The 16,978-nt window shown below is 49.5% G+C and carries 13 protein-coding genes; 6 read left to right on the forward strand and 7 right to left on the reverse strand.

Features of this window, described 5'->3' with window-relative positions:
* The first annotated feature begins 199 nt into the window (after positions 1-199).
* Both cysS and DWU89_RS03975 read left to right on the forward strand, forming a co-directional pair.
* Positions 200-1,675 carry a cysteine--tRNA ligase gene (gene cysS, locus DWU89_RS03970; RefSeq protein WP_115498385.1) on the forward strand — a complete coding sequence of 492 codons (1,476 nt, stop codon included), beginning with the start codon at positions 200-202 and terminating at the stop codon, positions 1,673-1,675.
* 398 nt (positions 1,676-2,073) lie between these two features.
* A complete protein-coding gene (locus DWU89_RS03975; RefSeq protein WP_115498386.1) occupies positions 2,074-2,481 on the forward strand; it encodes a PaaI family thioesterase in 408 nt (135 codons plus the stop codon).
* Between the two features lie 4 nt (positions 2,482-2,485).
* Here DWU89_RS03975 and DWU89_RS03980 read toward each other — a convergent pair whose 3' ends face one another.
* The 4 genes from DWU89_RS03980 to DWU89_RS03995 all read right to left on the reverse strand — a co-directional run bounded on the left by DWU89_RS03980 (position 2,486) and on the right by DWU89_RS03995 (position 6,819).
* On the reverse strand, positions 2,486-2,803 hold the full coding sequence (locus tag DWU89_RS03980) for a type II toxin-antitoxin system RelE/ParE family toxin (RefSeq protein WP_115498387.1): 318 nt from the start codon (positions 2,801-2,803) through the stop codon (positions 2,486-2,488).
* A complete protein-coding gene (locus DWU89_RS03985) occupies positions 2,791-3,051 on the reverse strand; it encodes a hypothetical protein (RefSeq protein WP_115498388.1) in 261 nt (86 codons plus the stop codon). The genes DWU89_RS03980 and DWU89_RS03985 overlap by 13 nt, the downstream gene beginning before the upstream one ends.
* 83 nt (positions 3,052-3,134) lie before the next feature.
* Positions 3,135-5,558 carry an ABC transporter permease gene (locus DWU89_RS03990; RefSeq protein WP_115498389.1) on the reverse strand — a complete coding sequence of 808 codons (2,424 nt, stop codon included), beginning with the start codon at positions 5,556-5,558 and terminating at the stop codon, positions 3,135-3,137.
* Between the two features lie 13 nt (positions 5,559-5,571).
* A complete protein-coding gene (locus DWU89_RS03995) occupies positions 5,572-6,819 on the reverse strand; it encodes an efflux RND transporter periplasmic adaptor subunit (protein WP_115498390.1) in 1,248 nt (415 codons plus the stop codon).
* A 527-nt stretch (positions 6,820-7,346) separates the two neighbouring features.
* Between DWU89_RS03995 and DWU89_RS04000 the strand changes: the two genes are divergently transcribed.
* Positions 7,347-8,681, forward strand: coding sequence for a sigma-54-dependent transcriptional regulator (locus tag DWU89_RS04000; protein ID WP_115498482.1), 1,335 nt, complete (start codon positions 7,347-7,349; stop codon positions 8,679-8,681).
* Positions 8,682-8,695: 14 nt separating this feature from the next.
* On the forward strand, positions 8,696-9,754 hold the full coding sequence (locus DWU89_RS04005; RefSeq protein WP_115498391.1) for a sensor histidine kinase: 1,059 nt from the start codon (positions 8,696-8,698) through the stop codon (positions 9,752-9,754).
* Between the two features lies 1 nt (position 9,755).
* Here the strand turns inward: DWU89_RS04005 and DWU89_RS04010 are convergent, their stop codons facing one another.
* Positions 9,756-10,652, reverse strand: coding sequence for a DUF3108 domain-containing protein (locus DWU89_RS04010; protein WP_115498392.1), 897 nt, complete (start codon positions 10,650-10,652; stop codon positions 9,756-9,758).
* Positions 10,591-12,504 (reverse strand): Ig-like domain-containing protein, encoded by a 1,914-nt coding sequence (locus DWU89_RS04015; RefSeq protein ID WP_115498393.1) that lies wholly within the window; start codon positions 12,502-12,504, stop codon positions 10,591-10,593. The genes DWU89_RS04010 and DWU89_RS04015 overlap by 62 nt, the downstream gene beginning before the upstream one ends.
* A gap of 131 nt (positions 12,505-12,635) precedes the next feature.
* On the opposite strand from DWU89_RS04015, the gene DWU89_RS20590 reads away from it, so the two are divergent.
* A complete protein-coding gene (locus DWU89_RS20590) occupies positions 12,636-12,809 on the forward strand; it encodes a hypothetical protein (RefSeq protein WP_158543326.1) in 174 nt (57 codons plus the stop codon).
* Positions 12,787-13,167, forward strand: coding sequence for a hypothetical protein (locus tag DWU89_RS04020; RefSeq protein ID WP_115498394.1), 381 nt, complete (start codon positions 12,787-12,789; stop codon positions 13,165-13,167). The genes DWU89_RS20590 and DWU89_RS04020 overlap by 23 nt, the downstream gene beginning before the upstream one ends.
* 249 nt (positions 13,168-13,416) lie before the next feature.
* Here DWU89_RS04020 and DWU89_RS21200 read toward each other — a convergent pair whose 3' ends face one another.
* Positions 13,417-16,350, reverse strand: a complete 2,934-nt coding sequence (locus tag DWU89_RS21200; protein WP_147292087.1) for a DUF6383 domain-containing protein — start codon at positions 16,348-16,350, stop codon at positions 13,417-13,419.
* Positions 16,351-16,978 lie beyond the last annotated feature (628 nt).

Raw genomic sequence — 16,978 nt, forward strand, 5'->3', positions numbered from 1 at the left:
AAAGCGTAACGAACGCTGTTTCAGCTAATTCGCTACGCTTTGCTCAAATTTTCTTTTTCGCTATGTGTTTATTTTAATCTGCGGCTGTTCCCCTCGATAATCTGTACCCTATCCGTAATTAATCGCGTAAATACCTTCCCGACAGGTTGGCAAAGGCAGAGATTATTCCTATATTTGCCCCTCTTAAAAATAAATAGATATGGAACATCCATTAAGTATTTACAACACGCTTACAAGAAAAAAGGAACAGTTCATCCCGCTGCACGAGCCGCATGTGGGAATGTATGTTTGTGGTCCGACCGTTTACGGCGATGCGCATCTGGGACATGCACGCCCGGCCATCACCTTCGACCTGCTGTTCCGTTACCTGACTCATATAGGATACAAAGTACGTTACGTACGCAACATTACCGATGTCGGCCACCTCGAACACGACGCGGATGACGGCGAAGACAAGATTGCCAAGAAAGCCCGCCTCGAACAGTTGGAGCCGATGGAAGTGGTGCAGTATTACCTGAACCGTTACCATCATGCGATGGAAGCGCTCAACGTCCTGCCTCCCAGCATCGAGCCGCATGCATCCGGACATATCATCGAACAGATCGAACTGGTGAAGAAGATCCTGGACAATGGCTATGCCTACGAGAGCGAAGGTTCCGTCTACTTCGACGTGGAGAAATATAACAAGGATCATAACTACGGCGTCCTTTCCGGCCGTAACATCGACGATATGCTCAACACGACCCGCGCTCTGGACGGGCAGGACGAGAAGCATAACCCGGTCGACTTCGCCCTCTGGAAATGTGCACAACCGGAACACATCATGCGCTGGCCTTCTCCCTGGAGCGACGGTTTCCCGGGCTGGCATTGCGAATGTACGGCGATGGGCAAGAAGTACCTGGGCGAGCATTTCGACATCCACGGTGGCGGCATGGACCTCATCTTCCCGCATCACGAATGCGAGATCGCTCAGGCGGTCGCTTCGCAAGGAGACGATATGGTTCACTACTGGATGCACAACAACATGATCACCATCAACGGTCAGAAGATGGGCAAGTCGTTGGGTAACTTCATCACGTTAGACGAGTTCTTTACGGGTAGCAACAAGATATTGCATCAGGCTTATTCACCGATGACGATCCGCTTCTTTATCCTCCAGGCGCATTACCGTAGCACGGTAGACTTCAGCAACGAAGCCTTGCAAGCGGCCGAAAAGGGTCTGGAGCGTCTGATGGATGCCTACAACCACCTGATGAAGCTGAAAGCATCCGACGCCTCGACGGTCGACGTGAAAGACCTGCGCCGCCGGTGCTACGACGCCATGAACGACGACCTCAACTCGCCGATCGTGATCGCCCACCTGTTCGATGCCACACGCGCCATCAACTCTGTGAAGGACGGCAAGGCTACGATCTCGGCCGAAGACCTGAAAGAGTTGCAAGACGTCTTCCATACATTCGTCTTCGACATCCTCGGAATGAAAGACGAAGCAGCCTCTGCCGGCGGCAGCAGCTATGAGGCATTCGGCAAAGCGATGGATCTGTTATTGACCATCCGCCAGCAGGCCAAAGCCAACAAGGACTGGGCCACATCCGACAAAATCCGCAACGAACTGACCGCCCTCGGCTTCGAAATCAAAGACACGAAGGACGGCGCGGAATGGAAGTTGAGTTGACAGGGCGGACATTCGATATTTGACAGAACTGAACTATCCCGTTCCCGCGCTCCGACGCGGGATCGCAAAGGAACAGGTTTTATATTGAACCATAAATGATGATTTAGCGACATTGTCTTAGGGCTGTAAGCCCGGCAGATCTCAGCCCAAGGCGTGAGCCTTGGGTTAAGGGAAACGGCTTCCTACCCTCTTTAAGCCCTGTAAGGGCGGCACCGGTAACATCCTGTGTCACAATGTATCGCCCTTACAGGGCTTTGGGCCGGGTTTGGGACCACCCCCACGAGGCCGTTATCCTGACATCGTTAAATCATCATTTGCAGGTGGATATGGCTGGTTATTTTGCGATCCCGCGTCGGAGCGCGGGAACGAGGTAGTTCATTATTTCTTATACTATAATTATGACAATAAACGAATTTCTTCAAGGCGACAAGTTCGCCCTATTGGCCGGTGTAGAACTGTTGGAAACCGGTAATGGCTATGCAAAAGCCCGGATGGAAATAAAACCGGAACATCTGAACGGTGGCGGAGTATGCCAGGGTGGAGCGATCTTCACTCTTGCCGATCTTGCTTTTGCCGCCGCGACGAACAGCCATGCACGGCTGACGCTCTCGATCACTTCCAGCATCAACTTCTTCAAAGCCGAAAGCAAAGGCTTCCTCTATGCCGAAGCCCGCGAAGCCTTCAGCCACAAACGGCTTGCAAACTGCGAAGTACGCATCACCAACGAAGCCGGTGACCTCATCGCCACCTTCAACGGAACGGGTTACAGAAAGGATACGGAGTTGCCGTTTGCGGCGATAGAGTAATTACTTACTTTAATCTATCAAACAAACGTTTGGGATTTCGTCGGCAATCCCAAAGCAAAGCTATTTTAATGCTTTGTTCTTTAACATAATAGTAAATCTTATAATCTCCACAGACAAGAAAGCGATACTGCTCAGTTTTCCTGCCAAGTTCTTGCTCCGCTTTTCCCAAATAGGGATTTGCAGAGAGGAGAGAAACCCTTTCCGTGATTTCTCTTATACGTTTTCGCGTCGCATTAATTCCTGCGTTATCTATGTAATAAGCACGAAGCTGACGTAAATCTTCCTGCGCTGTTTCCAGCCATTGGATTTTCATTTCCACCATGATTCTACTTCGTTAAGCATATCTTCATGGCTGATATAACGTCCCTCCTTATCTGCCTTTTCGGCTTCATCCAACCGCTCATTCACCTCTTCGAGCGTATAAGCGCAAGGACGATGCTGTCCGGCGGCAGAATTCTTCAACCGCTTATAAGCTGATTCCAGGCGGCTCATCAGTTCGTCGTTGTCGATCGTATTGATGATATCCTGTATCAGGTTCAGTTTGCGTGCCTGCAATTCCAACTGCGTCATAATGAATGTCCTTTCTTTGTTATTGATACACGACAAATGTACGCTATTGCCGTCAGATAAGCAAATAGCGTACATTCTTTTATTTACTCGTAGCGCAAAGAGCGGGCGGGCTTGCTGAAAATGGTTTTGGCGGTCTGCCAACCGATGGTCAATAAAGAGATCACACACAACAGAATCACCGGGACGACAAAGAACCAGGCCTCCCAGTCCGTACGGAACGAGTAATGGCTCAGCCAGCCGCTCATGATCAGCCACGAAAGCGGAAGGGCGATCACGATCGCAATAGCTATCAAGAGGAAGAACTCGCGTCCCAACTCATAGAACAGTTGCATATTGGAAGCACCCAGGACCTTCCTAATCCCCATCTCACGCGTACGGGTCGAACAGGAGAACATGACCAGCACGCCTAACCCCATGCAAGAGATAAAGATCGCCAATATCGCAAACAACGCCACGATCAGCCCGAACACCTCATCCTGCCGGTATTGCTGGTCGAAGAACTGGTCCAGGAAGAAGTAATCATAGCTGGAATCCGGGAAATAACGCTCCCACACCGCCTCCGTCTGCTTCACCAGATCGCGCGGACTACCGCTCTCCAGGACGACCGAGATATAACGCTGCTTCATCCAACTCAGCTTCTCGTGCAGGGCGAACAAGATGGGCGTATAGTCTTTGTTCAGGGATTGCTGGTGGTAATCCTTCACCACCCCGATAATTTGCATCGGGCGGTCGACCGTCTCGACAGACAGCCGTTGTCCCAAAGCGGCATCCGGCGAGTCGAAGCCTAACGTGCGGACCGCCGATTCGTTCAGGACGATATTATAGACATCTCCCCCGTAATCCTCCGAGAAACCCCGTCCGGCCACAAACTTCAGGCCGTAAGCATTCAGGAAATACTCGTCGCAGCTCAGCATCTCTAACAGGCGCGTCTGCTTCGTCACATCGCTCTCGCGGACGATGGAAAGAAAATCCGCCACCTCCGTCCCGGGCACCGCGCCGGAAACCGTAACCGCCTTCACGGAAGGCAATAAGGCGACCTCCTTTTTGAACGCCTGCAGCTTCATCGCTAACTCCTCGCATTGCGCCGGGAATTTAAGGACAAGCGTCTGATTCACGCGCACGCCTAAAGAGGCGTTCCGCATATATTGCAATTGCGCATACACGATCAGCGTCCCGCAAAGCAAGACCAAGGAAGCCGTATATTGTAACACGACCAGCACTTTGCGGGTGATAGCCGCACCCCGCGTATGCGTGAACTTCCCTTTCAGCAGGCGCATCGGCTTCACCCCCGACAGCACCGTCGCCGGATAGAAACCCGACAGGAACACCCCAACCGCAAAGATCAGCAACAAATATCCCCCCAACGGCGTCGTAAACCAAACGGAGAAACTCAAAGCGCGTCCCGTCAGATGGTTGAAAGCCGGCATCAACGCCTCCATCAATCCCGCCGCTAAGACGAAAGCAATTCCGTTCGTCAGTAGCGATTCAAACAGGAACTGGCCGATGATCTGCCTGCGGCTCGCCCCCGAAGCGCGGCGTATCCCGATCTCCCTGGCGCGCTCCATTGAGCGGGCAACCGTCATATTGATATAATTGATCCAGGCGATGCAAAGGATGGCAAGCGCCGTGCAGATCAGTACCCAGATGGAAGAGCGGTTTCCCTTCACCTCCGGCTCGTAGGCCTTCTGCGGGTTCAGGTGGATGTCGCGAAGGTTGACCAGCTGGATCGCCCAAGTCTTGTTCTTCAGCGCCTCTTCCGTCTTATATTTCTCCGCCATGGCGGGAAATTCCTGCTCCACCTGCTCTTTCTTCCCGGCAGACTTCAGCAGGACGTAGGAATAGACCTCGTGCCGGTACCAATAGTCGTCCAGCCACTTCGGAAGCGTCTTGTAAGAAATCAGGAGATTATAGCGGATATGCGTGTTCACCGGCATATCTTCCATGATGCCCGTCACCTCGCAAGCCTCCTCCCCGATGTTGCTACGGAAGATCAGTATCTTCCCGATCGGGTTCTTTCCCTTGAAATATTTCCGGGCGATGCGTTCGGTAATCACCACCTTGTTCGGCCCGTCCAGGCAGGTGTTCCTGTCCCCTTTCAGCAGCTTGAAGTCGAAGAAATTGAAGAAGTTAGCCTCCGCATATCCGATGCCGGTCTCCCGGTACAGCAGCTCGTTGTACTTCACCACCTGCTCGGGGAAGTACTGGCTGCCGACACGGGTGTAATCTTCCACGGCGCTCAGGTTCTGCTTCATCGCCGGAGCATATCCGGAGGAAGAAGAAGCCCAGTCGTCCGTCAGCTCCCCGTTCTCGTAGAAACGCGCCTCGACGCGGAAGATGCGCTCCTGCCGGTCGTGCATATCGTCGTAGCTATACTCGAAAGCCACATAGGTCAGGATCAGCAGGGCGGCCGCCATACCGATCGCCAGCCCCGCTATATTGATGGCGCTAAATCCTTTCTTCTTCGCCAGGCTGCGCCGGGCACTGTTCCAATAGTTTGATACTACCATATTCGCAAATATATCATTTTAGTATTAGTTTCTCGTTATCCCCAAACAAGTCATAGCCGGAAATAATCACCCGCTCGCCCGGTTGCAGTCCTTCCACCACCTCATAATATTGCGGGTTCTGTCGGCCGATACGGACAGGGCGGCGGCGGGCCGTCTTGCCTTCCTCGTCGACCACATACATATACTCGCCGCCGCTTGCCTGGTAGAAACTGCCGCGGGGGACGATCACCGCCTGCACCGGATCGCCCAGTTGCAGGTTCAGGTGATAGGTTTGTCCGGCACGGATATTCTCCGGCCGGCCGGAGACAAAATGCAGGTCGGTACGAAACTGCCCCTCACGCACTTCCGGGTAAACTTTCGTGACCGTCATATCATACGTCCTTCCCTCGCGTTCGAAGTTGGCGGGAAGGCCGGGCAGGATGCGCTCCACGTAATGCTCGTCGATCTTCGCCTCGACCTTCAGTTCGGGGGTGATGACCTGTCCGATCCGCTCTCCCTGGGCGATAGACTGCCCGATCTGGGCTTCGAGGTTGCCCAACTGCCCGTCCACAGGCGCTTTCACCTTCAGGTTCTCCAAGCGTTCGCGCACCAGGGCGAGGCTCTTCTTCATATTCCGGATGTTCTCGTCCAGGCTCTTCAGCTGGCTGCTTCGGAAAAGGGCGTCCTGTTCGATCCGTTCGTCCACGACGGCGAGCTGTCCGCGGGCGGTCTCATAATCTTCACGGGCCTGCAGGAACTCTTCGCGGGCGATGAGGCCCTCCTCGCACAGCCGCCCATACTGTTTGAACCGGCGTTCCTTCCGCGTCAGTTCCTTGCTCAGTTCGATGCGCTCCTGCTTCAGCCGGAGGTGTTCCTGTTCCATGCTGAGGCGTGTGTTACGAAGCTCGTTCTCCTGGTAGGCGAGGTCTGCTTCGCTTTGCAGGATACCGATATTCAGGAGCGGATTACTGAGGCGCAGGATGATGTCGCCCGCCTTGACCTGCGCCCCTTCTTCGATGAGGCGTTCCTCCACACGGCCGCCTTCAATCGCGTCGAGATAGATGATACGGTCCGGCAAGACCTGCCCGATAACGCGGATATAATCGTTAAACTCACCCTTCTGCACGGCGGCAACCGTGAGGCGTTCCTTGTCCACCGTCAACGAAGAAGAGGTGTCGCGAAAGATGAACCAGAGCAGGCAGAGCAGCACGAAACTCCCTCCTGCAACGGCATATATATGTTTCTTCTTAAAGCGGGACTTGCGCTCGATGCGGATGTCCATATTACTGTCTGTCGTCATACAAGAAGGGAAGCAAACGGCGTGCCAGAAACGTAGCGCACGGATAATCAGCAGGATAAGAGAGGACCTCCCCGCCAACCGTCCAAAATTTTGACACCCATCCGTCCAACTATTTGACACTGCCCGTCTCTTCCCGCCTGCCTGTCTGCCCGGCACCGCCTGCCGTCCTGTTTTCAACAATGTCCCATGAAAAAGCAGAAGAACAGGCACCTGATTCCCACAAACGCCGTCTCAATCCTTGTCCGACCCGGGTCGGACAGCTGTTCGACGAGGGTGGGACAGCTGTCCGACGGAGGTCAAACAACTGTTCGACCCGGGTCGAACAAGGATTGCATGGGACACGATTCCTTTTAGATGGGAACAAAACCATTATTTCCTCCCATGTAACTGAAATCAGGACGGCAGCCGGCGGCGGCCAACCGCAGAATAATCCCCTGAAAGTGTCAAATATTTTGACGCTTGCTTGCAAGGTATTCCGGAAGCGGATAACTTTACAGGAAAAAGAGACTATGCAAGCCGGAACAATCCTGATAGTAGACGACAACAAGAGCGTGCTGACCTCCCTCGAACTGCTCCTGGAAGACGAGTTCGAGCAGGTGGAGACTGCCTCGAACCCGAACAGCATCCTGTCGGTTCTGGACAGCAGGCCGGTCGACCTTGTCTTGTTGGATATGAACTTCTCCGCCGGCGTCAATACCGGCAACGAAGGGCTTTTCTGGCTTCGCCGGATACAGGAGATCGCGCCGGGGCTGCCCGTCATCATGCTGACGGCCTACGGAGACGTCGAACTGGCGGTAAAGGCGTTGAAAAGCGGGGCTGCCGATTTCGTGCTCAAGCCCTGGGACAATGACAACCTGCTGGAAAAGATACGCGCCGCCTTGCAGGGACGGCAGTCCGGACAACCGCTGCCGCCTCCAAAGCGTCCGAGCGAACCGGCGATGATTATCGGCCATTCTCCGGTCATGATGAAGCTCATCAAGGTCGTGACCAAAGTAGCCAAGACGGATGCAAACGTCCTGATCACCGGCGAGAACGGAACGGGGAAAGAGATGTTGGCACGCGAGATACACCGCCTCTCGCTCCGCAGCCGCCACGAAATGGTCCATGTGGATATGGGAGCCGTCAGCGAATCGCTGTTCGAAAGCGAACTGTTCGGACATGAGCGGGGCGCATTCACCGACGCGCGGGAGAGCCGGCCGGGCAAGTTCGAGGCGGCACACGGAAGCACGCTCTTCCTCGACGAGATCGGAAACCTGCCGTTGGGATTGCAGGCCAAGCTGTTAGCTGCCTTGCAGAACCGCGAGATCACCCGACTGGGGAGCAACCGGAAGATTCCGGTCGACATCCGCCTGATTGCCGCCACGAACCGGAACTTGCCGGAAATGGTTGCGCACTCGCTCTTCCGCGAAGACCTGTTCTACCGCATCAACACGATACAGATCGAAATCCCGCCTCTGCGCAACCGGCGGGAGGACATCGCGCTCTTCGCCGATTATTTCCTGAAGAAATACACCGCCCTTTATAAGCGGACGGGGATCAGCCTGCATCCGCAAGCGGTGGAGAAGTTGACGAACTACGACTGGCCGGGCAATATCCGCGAGCTGCAACATACGATCGAGAAGGCGGTGATCCTGGCCGAAAAGAATGTGATACGCGCTTCCGACCTCTTCATCCGTCCCGGCAAAGCGGTTTCCTTCAGCGAAGCGCCTAATCTCGGCGAAGTGGAACGGCAGGCGATCCTGGCCGCCATCACCCAGAACGAGGGAAATCTGACAGCCGCCGCCGAACAGTTGGGGGTGAGCCGGCAGACACTATATAATAAGATGAAACGCTTCAACCTCTGATCCCCCCGACCGATATGTTCAGCATCCGCCTTTACATCCGTATTTTGTTGCAAGTCGTTGCCATCGTCGTGGTGGCCGGGTTGGGCGCGGCAGGTATCGTGACGGGGCGGGCGGTCATACTCGGCATCGTGGCGCTCTTCATCGCCGCCTGGATGATCAGCTATCTCGTCTACTATCTCAATGTTTACAACCGGAGGATACAACTCTTCCTGGATGCGATAGAAGACAACGAGTCCATGCTCTACTTCCCCGAAAACATCGGCAGCCGCGAACAACGCCGCCTGCACGCCGCTTTCAACCGCATACACAAGCTGATGACCGAAAACAAACGGAAGGAGTTCGACCGCGAACTGCACCGGAAGGAATATGAATCGTGGGACAGGCTGATGCGCGTCCTGACGCACGAGATCATGAACTCTATCGCTCCGATCGTCTCGCTTTCCGGCACGCTCCTCTCCTATTTCCGGACAAAAGAATCCGTCAAAAGCAGCGAGGAGATCACCGACACGACGATCCGCAAGACCGTCCGCGGACTCGACACGATCAAGAGCCAGGGGGAAAGCCTGATACATTTCACCGAGTCGTACCGGCAATTCGCCCACCTGAAGAAACCGGAACCCAAACCGTTCTCCCTCATCCGCCTGCTCCAAAACCTGCAAACCCTGCACCAACCGGATATGCAACGGCAACAGATCCGCTTCTCCCTCGACCTTTTCCAGCCGGAGATAACGGTTTATGCGGATGAAGAACAGCTTTCACAGGTCTTGATCAACCTGCTGAAGAACGCCATGCAAGCCCTCGAAGGACAGGAAGACGGACATATCCGCATCCAGGTAAAGCAGCAAAAGAACGAGTTGGAAATACGGGTGACGGACAACGGGCCGGGCATCCCCTCGGACCTGCAGGACGACATCTTCGTCCCCTTCTTCACGACCAAAGCAACGGGAAGCGGCATCGGCCTCAGCCTCTCCCGCCAGATCGTACGGATGCACGGCGGAGAACTGTCCGTCGTCTCGCAACCTTACGCGGAAACGTGTTTCACGATTGCTTTACCCGCAAAGCCGCGCGGGTAACTTAGTATTGTTCCCTTCTCTTTATCTCTACCCGCGAAGTCAGCGGATAGCGCAAGCCTTTGGAGGACTTATAGTAGACCTCGGCGGCACCGATCTTCAGCTTGGCGCGTATCTTGATCGGGATATGGTTCTCGTCGTCGCCGATCCAGATTTCGGCAGCTTCCTTGCTCTGGGTAAAGGCGTCGTCGTAGATGTCGATGTAGAAATGGCGGGTACGGTATTTCAGCGTCTCGGTCCGCTCGACAATCTGCTGTCCGGTGTAACGGAAACTGATATTGATACGGTCCCGGCCGATCGCCACCTGGAAGGGGAAAGTGTCGCCCGTCTTCATCGTATGCCAGTCTAAGGAGCGCAGGAACATCGTCGCGCCCAGCATATCGAACATATAAGGGTCTTCCGAAACCAGCATCGTGTCGATCTTCGTGCGGGAAGGCGTATAGCGGTGGGAATGGGCGAATATCTTTTTGTTGTCGTACGAGAAATGAATATCGTCGATCAGGTAATAGTCATTCTCGTTCACGCGTTTCTCACTGCGGAGCAGCAGCATATCGGAAGAGAAATGGCAATCGAGCGTGTCACGCATCTTGTAGAGTTTCTCGATAATACCGGATGTAGCGAAGAGAAGGCGGTAATGGTAGGAAGGCTTTCCTTCATATTCCGCATCCTGGATGGAAAGAGTGGCATGGCCTGCACGGGGCATCAGGAGTCCCCACTTGAAGTACAGCTCATACTGCACCTTCTCTCCGGGACAGAACCGTTCCCTGACAGGAATCGTCTGCGCTTCCGTCACGGCGGCAAACAGCAACAACAAAAGTACCAGCCACAGGCAGGCTACTTTAGAACGGCATTCCCATATTGCCGCCGCTATTATTCCTTGACGATGATTGTTGACTTTCATCTTTGTAGTTTCTTTTCTTCTTGGTTACTTCTTTAGGCTTATTCTTCGTTATCTCAAGAGGTTTCTGCTTGGCTAACGGGGTCGAGGTGACATTCCAGGTCTCTTCCACCTGCCAGTTCTGCATGATCTCGTACATCTTGGGTGAATAATACACCTTCTCGGGTTGCCGCTTTTCGGCATAATTACCGGTATCCCAGACACCGTTATCATTCGTGTCGATGATGATGCGGGCATAATATTTATCGGGCTTCAGGTCCATAAAGAGGACGCCGCCGTCTTTTACTTTCGCCTTGCGGACCGGGGCATCTCCCGAACTCAGCAACTCGACAAAGGCAGTTGTGTCCACACCGACGATATTGAGATAGAAATGGCCGTACTCATCTTCCTTCTTGATCTTAAACTCGCTGGTGAAGAAGTTGTTCCATTTGCCGTAAAGGCTGGTGATAGCAGCCGAATCCACTTCTATGCGATATTCCTCCCCATACTTCCAGGGACGTTTGATAAAGAAGTTCAGGCTGTTCGTCGTATCGGGGAAGAACTCGAAATCGACGGCATTCCAAACGGTATCGACCTTCTGGTCGAGGAAGAACATATCTTCGTTGATATCCAGCACCGGTTCTGAGAACGTAACGGATATCGTGTCGAACAGATTCATCGAGCCGGAAGCGTTCACCTGCATTCCGAGGAAATCGATCGGTTCGGGCTCGTCTTTCTTCTTCTTTTTCTTTTCTGCCGGGCGGCGACGCATGACTACTTGCACGGTGTCGGTCTGCGAACGGAGGATATTCAGGGAATCGCTTTTCGGATAAGAGACCTGCACCTGCAGCGTGTCCTGCTTCCAGACAGTCGAATCGGCCAGCCAATAGTTGACAGCTAAGCCGCCTTCCGTCTGCTGGACAAAATACCAGGCGCTGTCTTCCGGAGTAAAGTTGATGGGGACGGGCACCGGAACGGTATCCAACTTCGAGTTGAAGCGGAGCGTGAAGTATTTCTCGTCCGGACGTTCCGGCTTCACCATATACTGGCGCTCAAACTTCTCCTTAAAGAGGCGGAGTTCGATGTTGTCCGGCATGAAGCGGGTGTAGCCGACCGTACGGATCGTATCGATCGTCAGACTGTCCTTCCAGGCGGTATCCTGCCGGGAGGTCAGCTCAAAGGTTGGAACGATAACGGAGTCTAAAAAAGCGATATCTTCGCCGGGCTGGTCGAACTTATAGTCGCGGTTGACATCGTTCAGGGCAAAGATATGATACGTGCCGGGGGCGATGTTGCGGATCGTGAACTGCCCCTTGTCGTTCGTGCGTGACGTGCGGTCGAAAGGCAATTTGACAAAGGCCGAATCTTCGAGGTTGCTATGCAGACCGATCGTAATACCGGGCATCGGTTCGAGGTTTTCCGCGTTCAGAAGCACTCCGGAGACTTCGAGCGTATCAATCACATCACCGGTGGAAAAGGCAAAAGAAAAGTTCTCAAAAATGTTCTTCTCATTGTTGTCGGCGATAGAGTTCGTGAAGTCGATCGTATAGGTCGTGTTCTCCTTCAGCGTATCTTTCAGTTCAATCACCGCCTTCTTACCCGCAGAACGGATGATCGGCAGTTCCATCTGGGGAGGCGTGATAATCACGTTTTCCGAAGGTTTGTCGATTTGTATCAGTTCGTCAAACAGGATCTCGATCTTCTTCCCCTTGTAATTAACCTGGTTCGGTACAGGTGTGCTGCTCACGAACTTAGGCGGGTCCTCGTCGTAAGGTCCCCCGTTCGGACTGCCGATATTGGCACACGAATAGATGACAACCAGCAACAGCATTCCATACAACAAGCGGAATGAATTTCGTATATATTTATTATCCATTTATGTCTATTTCAAATGCATTTGACAAACACGCGCAAAAATAGGGAAAAATCCGGTGAAAATTAGCGATATATAGAGTTATTAATCTATCTTTGCATCTATAAGATACAAAATCAACAACATATTAAGATATGCAGAACACAACAACATACCAAAACGAACATCCCGTCCAGGCCTTATCAAGAGAGGAACGCCTAAAACTCGAATTCGAGAGGGACTGGGAAAACGGACTGACTCCGGAAGAATTTCGCAAATATGCAAAAGAAAAGTTGAGAGAACATTATGCAGCTCGTCAGCGACAGTAATAGAGTTATTATTCCTGTCGTTATATACGACTACCTACAGGATTTAACCATAACATTACTTGAAAAAGATTATTACTCTTTTCTCGAATATGCAGAATCCCTTGTTGATGATATTGTCGACTTCATCGTTACAATACCTGAAATTCCCCATTACAAGCTTTCACCCATTACCCAAAAACGTTTTAACCGTTATGGCAAAGACTTGTATTATGTATTCTTCCGGCGCAAAACCAGCAAGCATACCACCTGGTATATATTCTTTTCCCGCCGAGATGACCGGTATATTATCCGATATATAACGAACAACCACAAAGACGGTAAATACATCCGGAACGATTTTGACGAAACGGAAGAATAACGAACATCATATTTGCTAATATGTCTATTTTCAGTTGCAAAAAGGAAGAGTAAACCCAAAAAGAAACCCCGGAAGTATTCTCCCGGGGTCTTTTTTAAAACCTGTTTTCTTTCTTCACAGAAATACTAACAGTAGAACTTTTAATTTCATTACTTTAGTATTAATACTACCACTTGTTCTCCCTCACAGGGTACTTGACACATAACGCCGCGTGGTATTATTTAGATTATTTTGATTATAAAATCTCAATTACTTAACAATAGCCTTTACAGCCTCTTCGCCTTCAACAGCTACGACTACGATACCTGCCGGAACAGCAATTGTTGCGTCACTTGAAGAGATTACTGTGTTAGCTATTACCTGGCCCAGAATGTTGCTTACAACAACTTTCTTGCCCTGAGCACCGATGATCTGGATAGCACCTTCAGATGCAATCACTTTTACTTCGGTTACGGAAGGGGTGGCATCGTTGGCGGTAGGAACTCCGGAACCCAGAGTAAAGACCATAGCCTGTTCTTCCGTACCAAAACCAAGCTTACCATTTACGCTATACAGATATTTAGAAGCATCTGCTTTAGAATAGATCTTATATTCACCTTCAACATCTTCATCTGCCAAACAAATACCGAACTTGAAGCTCTTCAAGCCTTCAACCTCACCGGCCTTTTTAGCTTTGTTTACAACATTTACAGCTTCACCGTTCACAGTCGTAGCCAGTGTATCAACACCTGTCAGAGTAGCCAGACGGAAAATTGCTTTCGGATCGCTTTCAGTACCTTCTAACAAATAGTTTTTATTTTCTTTGATGATAGCACCACCTTCATTATAAATCGACATTGAATCCTGTGCAAAGTACATGAACATTCTTTCAGCAGCTACTTCTTCATCTTCAGTAGCTACACCCTGAGAAAGATAGAATGACGGAGTGATTGCTTTGCTATCAGCCGTATCTAACCAGAAGATTATACCCTCATTGTTTAAGATGCCTTCATTGATTCCATTTGTATTCAGCTGCATGGCAATCGAACCTAATTTATTATCAAATGAAGCATGACGAGGTTCTGCTGGCAATGTTGTTTTATCAGAATTATCATTCAACAGGATTGTAATGTCTGCAAAGTCTGCAGCAACAGGAGCATACAAATAGGGATCAGCACTAAACTCCGGTGTTGCAATTGTTTTGACACCTAACGCTTTTGAATTTGCAGCAACAGATGTATATGCAGGAGATGAAGTGAATACTGTCATTACATAAGTTCCATCTAATTGTTTTTTGAAAAAGTATTCAGAAGCAGTACTTGCATCCAGAGCCAAAACTCCTCTTACTTTATTTTCAGTTGTACCAACAAAATAGCTCAACTTATAACCTGGAACAGCTAATGTATCGCCATTTGCTTTAACAGTAGGTTCACCGTTATCATTGATATATGCATAATCAATCTTGTTAATAATGTAGTTTTCTACATCAGAACCCTGACCATCCATTTTGCCTTTTGCTTTAGCAATGCTCAGAACTGCAGCCTTTGATGCATCCAAGTTCGGGACAAGTTTATCTGTAGCAGCCGCTGCATAATAAGTTTGTTCACCTACTGATGCATTTTTACCTTTGAATGACAGCATAACGCCAGCCTTCATCTCATCGGCAGACATATTCAGGAAACCGTCTGTCTTGCTTGTTGAAGCAACCGGAATAAATTTAACTGTTGTTGCTGTTAAGGCTGTAGAAGTAGTTACACCACCAACAATAGAACCAGAACCTGCCACAATTTCATATTCGCCTTCATTGTCTGTCGGCTGCAATTTCAAAGTCAATGTAGAAACATCTACAGTACCTGTTGCTTCTCTGTTTGTAAATGTAAATTCATACTTACCATCAAACTTAGATACAACCCATTGAGTTTGGGGTAAAGTCAAGTCTACATCATCAGCAGGAAGAGCAGACAATTGGTATGCTGAATGTCCGTCATTAGCTGTAACAGTCAAATATTTGTGATATTCAGTAAGAGTACCACCTTCTACACTCGGATCATTGCTTGTGAAATAGATGTTATAAACGCTCTTTTCATTCTTCTTCAACAAGGCAGAAGCATCGATATAAGAGTTAGCTCCCAGAGAAGCATAGATAGGTGTAAACTTCGTTGCAGAGATAACTGTTGTTACATAAGCTTTAGTATCCGTATCAGAAGCTTTGATTGCGCAAACTTCAACAGGTGTAGCTGTAGGAGTAGCACCAATTTTCGGTTTCATTGCCAACTTGATCTTACCTTCATCATTCAACTGATCAATAGCTGTAATTGTAATGAAAGCTGCATTGTCAAATTCAGCAGCATCTGTTGTCTTATAGAAATCAGCACCGCTTGTCATAACTAATTTATAACCTTCGCCAGCCTGTAAAGCATCAATCTTATACTGTTCATTCTTTACAGTTGCAAAAGAAAGCTTCTTTGCTGTTGCTTCTTTTGCGTCAGCAATGAAAGCAGCAATATCAGCCGCTTTGCCTGATACAAAGTAAGTACCGGCAGGAGATGTACCTAACTTATTAGCCTCTAATGTTACAGGTTTTAAAGAGCTGAAAACATTACCTTCCAGGTTGTCAGCATCAAAGCTCAATGTGATTGAGTTAGCGTTGTATTCGTTCAACTGAGTTGCACCGATTTCTTCGCTAAGAGATACAGCTGTAGCATCCTCGGCAACTTGTTTTGATGGAGTAGTAGCTGTGTACAAACCACTGAAGTTGATTTGTCCCTTATCTGCAACATCAGCATACCCTACAGAAAAAGAGGAAATTAGATCTTTCAGCTTTAAACCAGTTCCATCGGAAATAGCAGAACCATCGGCTTTAACTAATACTTGTTTATCACCCACCCACAATTCAAAAGTCACACCAGATGCAGAGTTCGATAAATTACGAACTTCAAATACTGCAACATCATTCCAAGTTGAAGTTGTTTTAGCTGTCCCGAAAGATACATAACCTTTGTTTTCTACCGTAATAGTTGCAGCAGGATAATAGTTATCAGAAGTTTGTGCTTGTAAATAGAATTTTGAGCCATTCTCAAGCTTCATTTTAGATGCAGTATACACAACTTTAGCTTTATCGCCAATAGCTGCATAGGCACTACTAAACACCGACCCCGTCATAAGCAGAGCCGCTGTCATAAGAGTAAAAATACTTTTGTTCATACTTTAAACATTTAAAATTAATAATACTATATATTGAAATGATACTCGTTCCAGTCTTAGCTTCCCAACCTTATATTAAGGTATATGTTAATGATTGTACTTTGTCTGCTAAAACGTACGTTTAAATTCGTCATTTCTTGGGGACTGTTTCAAGGTTCGTAACAAGAAGAGGTATTTTCGTATAGGTTAAGCTATCTAATTGATAAAAAAGCATATATGACAACACAAAATATTTGGGAAAAGAATTGCAGGTTTGAAAAGTATGCGTAAATTTGTGACGAATTTAAACGTACGTTTTTTTTAGTCATTTTGGAAAAGACTCTTATCTTTCTTATTCCCAATAGCTTACAAACACAAAACAGGGTAAAAACAGCCCTCTAAAACAGGCCTTAAAGTGTACCGTCCAATATCTTTTAAAAGACTTTTATATATCCATTACAATCAAATGCTTAGATATGTTTTTTAGCGCATACCCTTCCCTCCTCTTTTTTAGCCTTTTTGGAAAAAAGGGGCAAAATAGGGGGATTTTCTTTATGAAAACCTTACGGTCTGACTGACACAGGCACAGATTGCAGAGTTGTTTTAGAAAAGAGAAAAGCGTTATTACGAAACATTTGAAAAATATATT

This window comes from Parabacteroides acidifaciens (assembly GCF_003363715.1).
GTDB lineage: Bacteria > Bacteroidota > Bacteroidia > Bacteroidales > Tannerellaceae > Parabacteroides > Parabacteroides acidifaciens.

What these genes read in the sequence shown, in the direction of transcription:
- cysS (WP_115498385.1), top strand. Translation starts at nt 200, where the DNA reads ATGGAACATCCATTAAGTATTTACAACACGCTTACAAGAAAAAAGGAA.
- DWU89_RS03975 (WP_115498386.1), top strand. Translation starts at nt 2,074, where the DNA reads ATGACAATAAACGAATTTCTTCAAGGCGACAAGTTCGCCCTATTGGCC.
- DWU89_RS03980 (WP_115498387.1), bottom strand. Translation starts at nt 2,803, where the DNA reads ATGGTGGAAATGAAAATCCAATGGCTGGAAACAGCGCAGGAAGATTTA.
- DWU89_RS03985 (WP_115498388.1), bottom strand. Translation starts at nt 3,051, where the DNA reads ATGACGCAGTTGGAATTGCAGGCACGCAAACTGAACCTGATACAGGAT.
- DWU89_RS03990 (WP_115498389.1), bottom strand. Translation starts at nt 5,558, where the DNA reads ATGGTAGTATCAAACTATTGGAACAGTGCCCGGCGCAGCCTGGCGAAG.
- DWU89_RS03995 (WP_115498390.1), bottom strand. Translation starts at nt 6,819, where the DNA reads ATGGACATCCGCATCGAGCGCAAGTCCCGCTTTAAGAAGAAACATATA.
- DWU89_RS04000 (WP_115498482.1), top strand. Translation starts at nt 7,347, where the DNA reads ATGCAAGCCGGAACAATCCTGATAGTAGACGACAACAAGAGCGTGCTG.
- DWU89_RS04005 (WP_115498391.1), top strand. Translation starts at nt 8,696, where the DNA reads ATGTTCAGCATCCGCCTTTACATCCGTATTTTGTTGCAAGTCGTTGCC.
- DWU89_RS04010 (WP_115498392.1), bottom strand. Translation starts at nt 10,652, where the DNA reads ATGAAAGTCAACAATCATCGTCAAGGAATAATAGCGGCGGCAATATGG.
- DWU89_RS04015 (WP_115498393.1), bottom strand. Translation starts at nt 12,504, where the DNA reads ATGGATAATAAATATATACGAAATTCATTCCGCTTGTTGTATGGAATG.
- DWU89_RS20590 (WP_158543326.1), top strand. Translation starts at nt 12,636, where the DNA reads ATGCAGAACACAACAACATACCAAAACGAACATCCCGTCCAGGCCTTA.
- DWU89_RS04020 (WP_115498394.1), top strand. Translation starts at nt 12,787, where the DNA reads ATGCAGCTCGTCAGCGACAGTAATAGAGTTATTATTCCTGTCGTTATA.
- DWU89_RS21200 (WP_147292087.1), bottom strand. Translation starts at nt 16,350, where the DNA reads ATGAACAAAAGTATTTTTACTCTTATGACAGCGGCTCTGCTTATGACG.